Source organism: Mesorhizobium sp. P2_F8 (assembly GCF_056403655.1).
In genome coordinates this window covers 41,087-53,679 of sequence record NZ_JBFUFB010000005.1, presented here as the reverse complement: position 1 = coordinate 53,679, position 12,593 = coordinate 41,087, and the positions used below count along the sequence as shown (strand labels likewise).

Below are 12,593 nucleotides of genomic sequence, written 5' to 3'. Positions count from 1 at the left end.
GAAAAGGCGACAGACCTTGCCGCGCTATTCAGCCGCCTCGGCATGGTGCGCCGGAACATAGTTGAGGATGGGTCCGAGCCAGCGCTCGACCTCGGCCAACGGCATGGCCTTGCGGCGTGCGTAGTCCTCGACCTGGTCGCGTTCGACCTTGGCGACGCCGAAATAATAGCTTTCGGGATGCGACAGATAGATCCCCGACACAGACGAGCCCGGCCACATCGCATAGCTTTCGGTCAGGCTCACCCCCGCATTGCCTTCGCCGTCGAGCAGCCGGAAGAGCGTCGCCTTCTCGGTGTGGTCGGGTTGCGCCGGATAGCCGGGCGCCGGACGGATGCCGCGATAGGGCTCGCCGATCAGTTCGTCTGGCGCCAGATTCTCGTCTGCCGCGTAGCCCCAGAACTCCTGGCGCACCTTCTCATGCATGCGCTCGGCGTAGGCCTCGGCGAAGCGGTCGGCCAGCGCCTTGACCATGATCGAGGAATAATCGTCGTTCGCCCGCTCGAAACGCTCGGCGATCGCCACCTCCTCGATGCCGGCAGTGACGATGAAGCCGCCTATATAATCGGGCTTGCCGCTGTCCGACGGGGCGACGAAATCCGACAGCGCGACATTGGCTTTGCCGTCGCGCTTGGTCAGCTGCTGGCGCAAGGTGAAGAAGGTCGCCAGTTCCTGCGAGCGTGCTTCGTCCGTGAACAGTTTGATGTCGTCGCCAACGGCGTTGGCCGGCCAGAAGCCGATGACGCCGCGTGGCGCGAACCATTTTTCGGCAATGATCTTCTTCAGCATTGCCTGCGCATCCTCGAACAGCTGGCGAGCAGCGGGACCCTGCGCCTCGTCTTCCAGGATCTTGGGATAACGGCCCTTCAACTCCCAGGTCTGGAAGAATGGCGTCCAGTCGATGTAACGCGCGAGTTCGGCGAGGTCCCAGTTTTTAAATACCTTCACGCCTGTGAAGGACGGCTTTGGCGGCTCGTAGCTCGACCAGTCGATCCGGTGCGCGTTGGCTCTCGCCTTGGCCAGCGGCAGCCGCAGCTTGTCGGCTTCGGAGCGGGTATGCGCGTCGGCGACCTTCTTGTATTCGGCGCGCACCGCGTCGACATAGCCACCCTTGGTCTCGTTCGACAGCAAGGACGAGACCACGCCGACCGCCCGGCTGGCGTCGGTGACGTAGAAGGTCTGGCCTCTGATATAGCGCGGGTGGATCTTCACCGCCGTGTGCACGCGACTGGTCGTCGCGCCGCCGATCAGCAGCGGAATGTCGAAACCCTCGCGCTCCATCTCGGCGGCCATGTGCGCCATCTCGTCGAGCGACGGTGTGATCAGGCCGGACAAGCCAATGATATCGACGTGCTGCTCGCGTGCCGTCTGCAGGATCTTGGCCGCCGGCACCATGACGCCGAGATCGATGATCTCGTAATTGTTGCAGGCAAGCACGACGCCGACGATGTTCTTGCCGATGTCATGGACATCGCCCTTCACCGTCGCCATCAGGATTTTTCCCGCCGTCTGGCGCTCACCATTGTCGATGCCATTGGCGGCGTTCGTCAGCTTCTCAGCCTCCATGTGCGGCAATAGTCCTGCGACGGCTTGTTTCATCACCCGAGCGGACTTCACCACTTGCGGCAGGAACATTTTTCCCGCGCCGAACAGGTCGCCGACGACATTCATGCCGGCCATCAGCGGGCCTTCGATGACATGCAACGGGCGCTCGGCCGCCAGCCGCGCTTCCTCGGTATCGGCATCGATGAACTCTGTGATGCCGTTGACCAGCGCATGACTGATCCGCTGCTCGACCGGCAATTCGCGCCAGGCGAGATCGCGCTCCCTGGCCTCCTGACCCGCCGTGCCCTTGAAGCGTTCGGCGATCTCCAGCATGCGTTCGGTTGCGGTGCCGCCGGCCTTGGGCACGCGGTTGAGCACGACATCTTCGCAGGCCTCGCGCAGTTCCGGTTCGATCGTGTCGTAGACCGCAAGCTGGCCGGCATTGACGATGCCCATGTCCATGCCGCGCTGGATGGCGTGGTAGAGGAACACGGCGTGCATCGCCTCGCGCACCGGCTCGTTGCCGCGGAACGAGAAGGAGAGGTTCGACACGCCGCCTGAGATATGGACATGCGGCAGCGTCGCGGTGATCTCGCCGGTCGCCTCTATGAAGTCGACGCCGTAATTGTCGTGCTCCTCTATGCCGGTGGCGATGGCGAAGACGTTGGGGTCGAAGACGATGTCCTCCGGCGGAAAGCCCGCCTGTTCGGTCAGGAGCTTGTAGGCGCGGGTGCAGATCTCGACCTTGCGCGCTTTGGTGTCGGCCTGGCCGTCCTCGTCGAAGGCCATGACGACCACGGCCGCGCCATAGGCGCGCACCAGCCTGGCATGATGCAGGAACGCCTCCTCGCCTTCCTTCATCGAGATGGAGTTGACCAGCGGCTTGCCCTGAACGCATTTCAGGCCGGCCTCGATGATCTCCCATTTCGAACTGTCGACCATCACCGGGACGCGGGCGATGTCCGGCTCGGCGGCGACCAGGTTGAGATAACTGACCATCGCCTTCTTCGAATCGATCAGCCCCTCGTCCATGTTGATGTCGATGATCTGGGCGCCGTTGGCGACCTGGTCGCGCGCCACGTCGAGCGCGGCGGCATAGTCGCCCGCCGTGATCAGCTTGCGGAACCTGGCCGACCCCGTGACGTTGGTCCGCTCGCCGACATTGATGAACGGAATCTCGTCGGTCAGCGTGAACGGCTCCAGCCCGGACAGGCGCATCTTGGGCTCGATCTCGGGAATGGCGCGCGGCGGATATTTCCGCACTGCCTCGGCGATCGCCCGGATGTGATCCGGCGTCGAGCCGCAGCAGCCGCCGACGACATTGACCAGCCCCTCGCGAGCGAAATCCTCGATCTGCGCGGCCATGAATTCCGGGCTCTCGTCATACCGGCCGAATTCGTTGGGCAGGCCGGCATTCGGATAGGCACAGGTGAACGTGTTGGCGACGCCTGAAATCTCTGCCAGATGCGCGCGCATGGCCTTGGCGCCGAGCGCGCAGTTGAGGCCGATGGTGAACGGGCTGGCGTGACGCACAGAATGCCAGAAGGCCGTCGGCGTCTGGCCGGACAGCGTGCGGCCGGACAGGTCGGTGATGGTGCCGGAGATCATCACCGGCAGGTGCACGCCCTTCTCGATGAAGATCTCGTTGCAGGCGAAGATCGCCGCCTTGGCGTTCAGCGTGTCGAAGATGGTCTCGATCAGGATGATGTCGGCGCCGCCGTCGATCAACCCGCGCAACTGTTCGCCATAGGCGAGGCGCAGATCGTCGAAAGTCACTGCGCGATAGCCGGGGTTGTTGACGTCAGGCGACATCGACGCCGTTCGGTTGGTCGGCCCCAGGGCGCCGGCGACGAAACGGCGTTTGCCGTCCTGCTGCTGCGCCCTCAGCGCTGCGCGGCGCGCCAGCCGCGCCCCGTCGCGGTTCAACGCATAGACGGCATCCTCCATGCCGTAATCAGACTGGGCGATAGAGGTCGAGGAGAAGGTGTTGGTCTCGAGGATGTCGGCGCCTGCCATGGCGTACTGATAGTGGATTTCCTCGATCGCCCCGGGTTGGGTCAGGATCAAAAGGTCGTTGTTGCCTTGCTGGTGGCAGGCGCAGCCGGCGAAGGCCTCGCCCCGAAACTGGCCCTCGTCGAACCCAAGGCCCTGGATCTGCGTGCCCATGGCGCCGTCGAGGATGAGGATGCGTTCGCGTGCTGCCGCCGTCAGCGCCGCAAGCACTTCCGAACCGTCGGGCTTTGCCGCAACGGGACCGAACAATGCGTCCAGCGATGCAGAATTCTGCGACATTTTTTATCCCTTTGACGACAAGCCTATTCATGTCACATAAGGATATCTTTATGTCAATATACGACGAACGATCGACGATGTCACGCGCCGTTGCAATCGCCTGGCTCCCGAGGGAAATCGCTGCGTCAGTGCAGTCCGGCCAGCAGGGCTTGTGCCTCGGCGAGATTTTTTCCGAACCGGCGGTGAGATCGTCCGTATTGCAGTCCGGGAAGATAACGAGCGCGTCCTGGCATGCGGCGACGGCTTCCTCAGCCATCGCCTTCTCCTTGCGGACAGCGCCGAGATCGGCCAACACGTCGCACAGGCTGTCTAGTCCGGGGGGCAAGCCGTGTTCTTGTCTTGAGCTGTCTTCAGATGCCGGCTGGCTTTCACGCCGCGAGCGGATAGTGTTCAGCGTAAAGGTCGTGACTTATCCGTGCAGTTTCGGCCCGAAAACCTTCAGGGGAGGTTGCGATGACAGAGTTCACACCAAAGTTCGATCTGACCGGTAAGGTGGCGCTGGTCACCGGCGCCTCGCGCGGCATCGGCCGCGCCTGTGCGCTGGCCTGTGCCGGGTCGGGGGCCGACATGATCGTCGGCGTGCGCAGCAAGGCCGACGGGGCGGAACTGGTCGCCGAGATCGAGAGTTTGGGCAGGCGGGCGCTTGCCGTACAGATGGATTTGACCGACCTCGCCACGGTGCGAAAGGCCGTCGCCGAGGCGCACACCGCCTTCGGCCGCATCGACGTGCTGGTCAACAATGTCGGGCTTGGGCCGGAAAACCTGGCCGAAAACGTCACCGAGGAGGATTTCGACCTGACGGTGAACGTCAACCTCAAGGGCACGTTCTTCACCACCCAGGCGGTCGGAAGGCTGATGATCGCGCAGAAATCCGGGCGCATCATCAACATCAGCTCGCAGGCCGGCACGGTGACGCTGAAGGGCGAGGCGATCTACTGCATGAGCAAGGCGGCGATCAACCATTTGACGCGCTGCCTTGCCGCCGAATGGGCGCAGCACAAGATCGCCGTCAACAGCGTGGCGCCGACCTTCATCTGGACCGACGGCACGCGGCCGTCCCTCGCCGAGCCGGACTTTCACGCCCATGTCTTGGGGCACATTCCGCTCGGCCGCATCGGCGATCCGATCGATGTCGCAGGAACCGTCGTGTTCCTGGCCTCGCCCGCAGCCTCGATGATCACCGGCGCCAATATTCTGGTCGATGGCGGCTGGTCGGTGGCGTAAGATCGCGGGTTGTGAGCGAAATCAAAAAGGGCGCAATCGAAGCTGGCGCTCGTTCAGTCCGTCCTTTTTGCGTGAGATGCGTGTATACTTTTCGAAAGGAAGGAAGGCGGCATGCCCATCAATCGCAAACTCAAAGAGGCGGGCAACTTCACGCCGTCCGAGATGGGACTTCTTGGGCGTGTCTTCGACCAGGCAAAGCGTGAGGGCGACTCTGATGCCAGCCGAGAAGCGCTGGCCTCCCGCATTATCGCCAACTATATGGCCGGAATCACCGACGAGGCCGAGCTCCTCGCCTTGTCACGGCAACCGCTTGGTCGGTGACGCGGGACTGTGATTTCAAGGGATTGACTGGTGCTGCGACTGAGGATTGACCTCTGGATCATGCTAATCAAGGCCGCTCCTGATCTCGGCAACCGAGCGAAGCTGCCGCCCGGCGTCGAAATTTCCGGGATCGAGCCAGGCCTCAAAAGCTGAGCGATGGTCCGGCCATTCGCTGGAAAGCATCGAATAGACACAGATGTCGCAAGGTTTGCCCTTCAGGAACAGGCCCTGGCGCAGCGTGCCCTCATAGACGAAGCCGAGCCGATCGGCCGCCTTGCGCGAGCGCAGGTTGGTCGAGGTGCAGGTCCATTCGAGGCGCCGGTAGCCAAGATCGTCGAAGACATGGCGCAGGATCAGGTAGAGCGCCTCGGTGGCGAGCCGTGTGCGTTGCAGCGGCGGCGTGTAGAGCACATAGCCGAGTTCGACGACATGATGGGTGGGTCTCGCCTCCATCAGGCAGAGCCACCCCAGCGGCTTGTCGTCGAGGCCAGCGACGGCAAAGAAGGCGCGTTTCTTGTCGGCCACCAGTTCGGCGACGTGGTCGGCGAAACATTGCTCGCTGGCGAACGGGCCAACCTTCATGTCGACCCAGGTGGCATTCGTGTGCTCGTCATGCGACAGCGGGTAGAGACAGGATGCGTCGCGCCCGGCGTCGAGCGGGCGCAGGCGACCCGAGCGGCCGACCAGCACGACGGCGGCGGGAACTGGAGCGTCGCCCGGCGGGATCTCACCCGGTTTCAGATTTGATGACATGGTCGCCCCGATGCGCTGGCTAGTTCCAGTAGCGGAATACCCTGCCCATTCTGTTCGGCATCATGAAAATCTCCTCGGCGCGGCGAAACCCGGCATCCCGCCCCATGCCGAGCCAAGTGTCGGCGGTTTCAGGGTAATCGGCCAGAAGCATATGCCGTTCCATGGAAGCGAATTCCTCGTCGGAAACGGTCGACCATTTGTCTCGCAGCAACGAGAAGCGGGCGAGCCAGGCGGCGCGATCTTCTCCCTGGAACAGGGCCGGCTCCCAGATGACGAACTGGCCCACGCCGCCCAAGGCCCTGCGGGCGTGCCGCATCAGCTTCGCCTTGCCCTCGGTCGCTAGATGGTGCAGCGACATGCCGATCCAGATTACGTCGACGGGTTCCGACCAGTTCGCCATCGCTTGCGCGAAGTCGCCGCAGCGCAGCTCGACCGGGCATGGGAGCCCTTCGAGCGCGCGAGCGGCAAGCGCTAGCGACGCTTCCGACAGGTCGATGCCGACATAGCCGCCGATCGCGGACGTCTTCAGCATCGCGGCAGAGGCAGCGGCATCGCCGCACGCCACGTCGAGGAATCGAAACGACCCTGGTGCATGCTCGACGAGCAGATCGCGCAGGAGCCCGTAGACCTCGCGGTGGAACATGAGGTTTGTGGCCACGATCCTGCGGTACGTCTCCAGCTCCTTGTTGAACATGTCCTGGGAGCCGGTAGCTTCGTTAACGGTCGCCACCGGCATGCTCTCGCTCGACGAACTGGCCATGATATCCTCCCAAGAAACGTTGACGGGGCGCCGCTACGGAGCTGCACCCGCTGCGTAGAGATGCAGGGCGCGGAAGACCGCCGTGTGGCCGGGGGTCGCAACACCGAACCTGATGCCCAATTCGTGCATGCGCCCGGACAGCCAGGCGACCTCGATTGGCTTGCCCCTTTCGAGGTCGTTGGCCATCGACGATTTTACGTGCGGTGGGAATGCGGTCCATCTGGTCACAACGCGCCCTTCGAACCCCTCGGCCATGGGATGACCGGCCGCGGCCGCGACCGCCATCCCCTCGTCGCGCAGTTGCTCGATGAAGATACGAGCCTCGGGGTCGTCGAGGATCGGACCGATCCCGGAGCGCATGAGCGACGTCCCTCCGGAAAAGGCCGCGAGTGTCACGAACTTCTCCCACAGCACATTGTCGATGTCGGCAACCGGCTTCAGCTCAAGCCCAACAGCACGATCGCAGAGCGCCTGAAGGTCCTTGATGAGAGGCTCGCGGTGCCCGCCGACCAGGATGTGACGCAGCCCGCCAGCGTGGACGACTTCTCCCGGCTGTTTGATGAATGCGGACAAGTAGGTGGCGCCGCCAATCACCTGGTCGCCGGGAACATGGCGGCCTAGAATCTCGACGCTGTCGATGCCGTTCTGCAACGTCACGACACGCGTATTCCTGCCGATGAGCGGTCCGAGCGCGGCGGCGGCCTTCTCGCTGTCGTAGAGTTTCACCGCGAAAATCACGAGATCGACGGGACCGATGTCGGCCGGCGCGTCGCTCGCGGACACATTGGGGAGAAAGACGTTGCCGATATCGCTTTGAATTCGCAGGCCGTCCCGGCGCATTGCCTGCAAGTGGGCACCGCGAGCGATGAAGCTGACGTCGCCCCCCGCCTCTGCGAGCCTTGCGCCGAGATAGCCGCCGATGCCGCCCGCCCCGATCATTGCGATCCGCATGCGTCCCCCCCGACATCAGCTGCCGCCATGGGCCGAGCGAAGCTGGAACGGCATCCGCCGGCCCGATGTCTATTAGCATTTACTTGAATACAAGGCCAGCCGACGGGGTTCGAGTGCGACGGCAAGCGATCACGATTGGTCCTCGGCTACTTCACCGCCCGTCACGCCGGCAATCCGGCCTTGATGAGCCCTTCACGGAGAAGCTCCCGGTCTTCGGCGTGTTCAAGGAGGACGCTCTCGCGCATGTATTCAGCGGTAGAGAAATCAGGCTGCAAGCGCAGGACCTCCGCCACGGCTGCCTGTGCCGCTTCGGTCCGTTCGAGCTGGGCGTAGCAGGCCGCCAGCCGTGCACTCGACCACGAGCTTGGCAGGGGCATTTTTTTGAACGCCTGAGCGGCCTCTGCAAAGCGCCGAAGCGAATAAAGGGCGATGCCAAAGTGAACATCGTACCAGCGAAAGTGTAGTGGGTTCAGGCGACCAGCAGCTTCCAAGCAAACCAGTGCTTCTTCCGGCCTGCCACGAAAGGCCAGCAAGCGGCCCTTCATGATCAGTCCGTCTGCATCATTGGGATTGAGGTCGAATGCCCGGCGGAGATGTTGCTCGGCCATGTCGTATTCACGACGGTAGAGACAGATGGTCGACAGTATGCGGTGGCAGCGGCTCTCCAGAGGGTCGAGTGCGATCGCGTGCTTTGCCTCGTTGAACGCCGCGTCCAGCACTTCGGTCGGTGCGGCGGCGTGACCGTTCTGTGCCACCTTCACGAATGCACGATACGAATGCGCCACGGCATACCGCGCGTCGAGGGCCACCGCCTTCTCGAACATCTCAAGCGCTTGCCGATTGGCATCCGTGTCACTCCGAAAGTGGGCCATGCCCCGCAGCAAGCAGTCGTAGGCGGCAAGGCTGGTTGTCGGCTTCCGGAGCGATTGCTGAAGTCTTGCATCTTCAATTCGCCCAACCAGCGTCGACACAATGGTCTGCGCAACTTCGTCCTGCACCGTGAAGACGTCGTCGAGGCCGCGGTCATAGCGTTCGGCCCAAAGATGCGCGCCGGTCACCGCCTCGATGAGCTGCGCAGTGATCCGCACGCGCGCTCCGGCGCGCCGCACGCTGCCTTCGAGAAGATAGGACACCCCAAGCCGCCGACCGATCTCGGCAAGGTCGATCGACTTGCCGCGAAAGGCGAAGGAGGAGTTACGGGCAATCACGAACAGCGAGCGGAAGTGCGTCAGCCCGGTGACGATGTCTTCGGTGATGCCGTCGCTGAAGTAGGTCTCCTCCGGCTGCCCGCTCAGATTGTCGAACGGAAGCACTGCTATTGAGGGTCTGTCGGGCAAGGATAGCGGCGCACCGGCGGCAGGCGGTGCCGATCCCTTGGACCAGCACCAAACGCGGACCGGCTGCGCGATGTTCTTCAGCTTGCGCTCGCCGGTGTCTTCAAAGGCGAAGTCAGTCTTGCCGGCCAGTTGCTTCTGCGCCGCATCGGCAATGCAAATGCCCCCAGGCTCCGCCAGTGCCTCAAGCCGTGCCGCGATGTTGACGCCATCCCCGAGCAGGTCGCCGTCCTCTACGACAACGTCACCGACGTTGATGCCGATGCGGAACACTATGCGGCTCTCGGGCGGGTCCTCCCGCTGATGCTCCGCCGTCCCTTCCTGCATTGCGACGGCACAGGCCACGGCCTCAACAACGGAGCCAAACTCAACGATTGCGCCGTCGCCCATTAGTTTGGCAACACGGCCCCTGTGGTCTGCGATCAGCGGGTCTACCACTTGGGAGCGAAGGGTCCTGATCGACGCGAGTGTACGAGCCTCATCTGCTTCGATCAGGCGTGAATAGGCCACTATGTCGGCGGCCATGATCGCGGCGAGCCGCCGCTCCACCCGAACAACTGGCATAAGATGCCTTCCAGTACATCGCTAAGTGAACGCCCAATCTTCGCAGCTTCAAGTACGACCCGCAATCCGAACGGCAATGGCTTCAAGGTAGCCGCTATGCAGCTGGCTAAGGTTGCGATTTGACCAAAATATCGAGTTGAACCGCACTCATAAAAAACCCTGGCCTCGTCCCAGGGTTTTCGCTTCAAGGATATGAGCGAGGCCGCCGTTCCCCTCGCCAGCGGGCTTCGATCGCCCGTTCACGGCAGAGTGGCGGTCAGGCCATTTTTGCCATGATCTTGGCCATATCCGCGGCGTCGAACGCCCTCAATGTCTGGGTTCTGATGTTGCCTAGCGACGCGATCGACAGGGCTAGTGCGGTCGCAGCAATGTCGTCGTCGGCTTCGGCAATCGCCACGACATCATGCTGGCCAAGCGTCCACAACAAGGTGTGAACCTTGATGCCGTTCTTGCTGGCCATCGCCTTGAAGGCCTCCGCGCGCTTCTGGGTATCCTTTATGCTCTTGATACCTTGATCTGTGAAATTTGAGAGCAATACGTAGTAAGCCATTTTTTCCTCCCATTGTGGGAGCGGGCGGGCACTCACGGCGCGTCCGCCGTCTCCCGCAACGACGATACCACGAGTCAGGTGCGCGAACCACTTGCGTCAAGGATCATCGCCGTCAGGCTGGCCCACCGACGGAGAAAAGCTGCAAGCTCCCGGGAAGCCCGGCAAGTTCCGTATCGCCGCGCTCTTCAAACATCAGGCCGGAGCCGACCACAAGATCACGAACGGTCCGCGAGGCAATGATCTCGCCTGGCCGCGCATGATCGAGCAGCCGCGATGACAGCTCGATCGCCATCCCGGTGAAGTCATCGCCGCGCTCCTCGCATTCGCCGGTATGGACTGCCGAGCGGACATCGAGACCGGATTGCTTCAGGCGTTGACGAATCGCGATCGCGCACTGGATCGATCGCGTCGGGCCTTGGAACACGGCGACAAATCCGCTTGCCGTGCGTCTGATCCGCCTGCCTTCTGCACCGAGCAGTTCGCGACGGATCTCTTCGGCGTGTCGCTCAATCAGATCCGTGCCCGCACCAGAGGAAGGGCCTTCTATCTCTACGGACAGCACCGACACCAGGAGCCGCTTGCCCGGCACCGCCGGCAAAGCGCCGGTGACAAAAGCCTGGATCTCGTCCACGAGGCGATCGGAATTCTCCCCCCAGATCACGTGGTCCCGGCCGGCAAGCTCGATGTATCGGGCACCTTCGATATGCGTTGCCAGGTAGCGTCCTTCTTCCCGCTTTACCCAGCGGTCGCCCGTCGTCTGAGCGATGAGCGTCGGAACGTGAATGGCCGGCAGAATGTCGCGAACGTCGATTTCGGTTCCCCAGCGCCAGAGCGCTATCGCGTCGGCGGGAGAGGCTGAATTCCTGAGGTAGGCGGCGAACCATTCTCTCTCGAAACTGTCGTTCATCAGGCTGGGCGCGGCGTTGCTCATGTCCGCCGGCTCTCCCCACTCTCTCTCGACGACTGTTAGATCTTGTTCCACCTGCTCGCTTGTTCTCGCCCAGGGATAATCCTTCGACCATCTGCCGCTGGCATAGGCTCCGTTGAGCACGAGCGCCGCCGTGCGCTCGGGATAGGTCGCCGCGAACAACATGCACATGGGGCCGCCCTCGGAGCTGCCGAACAGAACCGTGCGCTTCGAGCCGACCGCATCCAATACTGCCCGCACGTCCTCCATCCGCTCTTCCATCGTCGGCAGACCGACATTGCGGTCGGACAGCCCCGTGCCGCGCTTGTCCATACGGATCAGGCGGCAGAAGCTGCCGAGGCGCTGGAGCACATGCGCCAGCCGCGGCGACGACCAGGAAAGGTCGAGGTTGGAGACCCATCCGGGCACATAGATCAGGTCGATCGGCCCGTCGCCGGTCACCTGATAAGCGATGTTGATCCCCGCCGATTTGACGTAGTGCGTCGGCGGGCTGATGGTCTGACCTGAGTCCGGGCGCCTATCGGCTTGGGATCGCGGTGTGATGCGGCGCGCCCGAAGGTCGTCATACAGCTTTCGGGTTTCGGGCTCGGGCCGCAGGTCGAGCTGTCGCTGCAGGGCATCGCGGCAGCGCTCATATTGCTTCAGGGCGAGGTTGACGCGACCCTGGGCTGCATAGGCCCGCATCAAGGTGCGGTGAATGTCTTCCCGCAGGGGTTCAAAAGCCAGCAAGCGCGTAGCCGCCCGCACGCATGATGCAAGATCGCTTGTCGCGGAATGGTGTGCGACGAGCTTCTCCAGCACAGCTATGGAGATTGCCCTCAATCGCTCGCGCTCGAACCTCAGCCAGTCTTCGAACGGCTCCTCCTTGAGATCGAAGCCGTCGAGGAGGTCGCCGCGATAGACAGCAAGCGCTTGCTCGAGCTGCTCGGGGGCGGAGCCAGCAGCCAGCGCCTCGAACCGCGCGACATCGAAATCGAGATCGTCGAGATTGAGGCTGATGGTGTCGCCCTCGGTGAGGAACCTCCCGCCCCCTGATGCGTGAGTGGCCTTCCTGACGGCAGACAAGGCCTGCCGCAGGTTCGTCCGGGCCTGGGACTCGCTGTTGCAACCCCACAAAAGGGAAGCGAGTTTCTCGCGCGATTGCGAGCGTCCGGACTGGAGGGCCAGGTAAGCTATCATGGCACGCGCCTTGCGGCCGAGGAGCGGAACCGTCGCTGCATCGCTGGCAAAATCGAAACCACCGAGCAGACAGAGATGAGGGTGCGTCATCGAATCCGCCACAGCCATAGCTCCCACCGGCAATCATTTCCCCTACCTGCCCCTATTTCAATCGCGATTTTGCCGGCGTGACGCTTTTCACGCATTCATCACGCT

The 12,593-nt window shown here is 62.9% G+C and carries 9 protein-coding genes; 2 read left to right on the top strand and 7 right to left on the bottom strand.

Translation table 11 applies throughout. The features are described 5' to 3' along the window. Positions 1-24 precede the first annotated feature (24 nt). Entirely contained in the window at positions 25-3,834 is a 3,810-nt protein-coding gene (gene metH / locus AC1DZP_RS13770) for a methionine synthase (RefSeq protein ID WP_477303047.1), read from the bottom strand. 453 nt (positions 3,835-4,287) lie between these two features. Here metH and AC1DZP_RS13765 point away from each other — a divergent pair, with 453 nt between their 5' ends. Both AC1DZP_RS13765 and AC1DZP_RS13760 read left to right on the top strand, forming a co-directional pair. After that, entirely contained in the window at positions 4,288-5,058 is a 771-nt protein-coding gene (locus tag AC1DZP_RS13765) for an SDR family NAD(P)-dependent oxidoreductase (RefSeq protein ID WP_477303045.1), read from the top strand. A 111-nt stretch (positions 5,059-5,169) separates the two neighbouring features. Beyond that, a complete protein-coding gene (locus tag AC1DZP_RS13760; RefSeq protein WP_477303043.1) occupies positions 5,170-5,379 on the top strand; it encodes a hypothetical protein in 210 nt (69 codons plus the stop codon). 63 nt (positions 5,380-5,442) lie between these two features. On the opposite strand, the gene AC1DZP_RS13755 is transcribed toward AC1DZP_RS13760, so the two are convergent. The 6 genes from AC1DZP_RS13755 to AC1DZP_RS13730 all read right to left on the bottom strand — a co-directional run bounded on the left by AC1DZP_RS13755 (position 5,443) and on the right by AC1DZP_RS13730 (position 12,506). Then, positions 5,443-6,132 carry a GNAT family N-acetyltransferase gene (locus AC1DZP_RS13755; protein ID WP_477303041.1) on the bottom strand — a complete coding sequence of 230 codons (690 nt, stop codon included), beginning with the start codon at positions 6,130-6,132 and terminating at the stop codon, positions 5,443-5,445. Positions 6,133-6,151: 19 nt separating this feature from the next. After that, on the bottom strand, positions 6,152-6,892 hold the full coding sequence (locus AC1DZP_RS13750) for a class I SAM-dependent methyltransferase (protein ID WP_477303040.1): 741 nt from the start codon (positions 6,890-6,892) through the stop codon (positions 6,152-6,154). Between the two features lie 33 nt (positions 6,893-6,925). Continuing rightward, entirely contained in the window at positions 6,926-7,843 is a 918-nt protein-coding gene (locus AC1DZP_RS13745; RefSeq protein ID WP_477303038.1) for a ketopantoate reductase family protein, read from the bottom strand. A gap of 161 nt (positions 7,844-8,004) precedes the next feature. Beyond that, positions 8,005-9,741: an adenylate/guanylate cyclase domain-containing protein gene (locus AC1DZP_RS13740; protein ID WP_477303037.1), complete on the bottom strand. Its 1,737-nt coding sequence runs from the start codon at positions 9,739-9,741 to the stop codon at positions 8,005-8,007. Between the two features lie 256 nt (positions 9,742-9,997). Continuing rightward, positions 9,998-10,291, bottom strand: coding sequence for a GYD domain-containing protein (locus AC1DZP_RS13735; protein ID WP_142869763.1), 294 nt, complete (start codon positions 10,289-10,291; stop codon positions 9,998-10,000). 112 nt (positions 10,292-10,403) lie between these two features. Further along, positions 10,404-12,506, bottom strand: coding sequence for an alpha/beta fold hydrolase (locus AC1DZP_RS13730; protein WP_477303035.1), 2,103 nt, complete (start codon positions 12,504-12,506; stop codon positions 10,404-10,406). Positions 12,507-12,593: the final 87 nt, after the last annotated feature.

Excerpts from the sequence above, each read along its gene's own strand:
- metH (WP_477303047.1), bottom strand. The coding sequence starts at position 3,834 with ATGTCGCAGAATTCTGCATCGCTGGACGCATTGTTCGGTCCCGTTGCG.
- AC1DZP_RS13765 (WP_477303045.1), top strand. The coding sequence starts at position 4,288 with ATGACAGAGTTCACACCAAAGTTCGATCTGACCGGTAAGGTGGCGCTG.
- AC1DZP_RS13760 (WP_477303043.1), top strand. The coding sequence starts at position 5,170 with ATGCCCATCAATCGCAAACTCAAAGAGGCGGGCAACTTCACGCCGTCC.
- AC1DZP_RS13755 (WP_477303041.1), bottom strand. The coding sequence starts at position 6,132 with ATGTCATCAAATCTGAAACCGGGTGAGATCCCGCCGGGCGACGCTCCA.
- AC1DZP_RS13750 (WP_477303040.1), bottom strand. The coding sequence starts at position 6,892 with ATGGCCAGTTCGTCGAGCGAGAGCATGCCGGTGGCGACCGTTAACGAA.
- AC1DZP_RS13745 (WP_477303038.1), bottom strand. The coding sequence starts at position 7,843 with ATGCGGATCGCAATGATCGGGGCGGGCGGCATCGGCGGCTATCTCGGC.
- AC1DZP_RS13740 (WP_477303037.1), bottom strand. The coding sequence starts at position 9,741 with ATGCCAGTTGTTCGGGTGGAGCGGCGGCTCGCCGCGATCATGGCCGCC.
- AC1DZP_RS13735 (WP_142869763.1), bottom strand. The coding sequence starts at position 10,291 with ATGGCTTACTACGTATTGCTCTCAAATTTCACAGATCAAGGTATCAAG.
- AC1DZP_RS13730 (WP_477303035.1), bottom strand. The coding sequence starts at position 12,506 with ATGGCTGTGGCGGATTCGATGACGCACCCTCATCTCTGTCTGCTCGGT.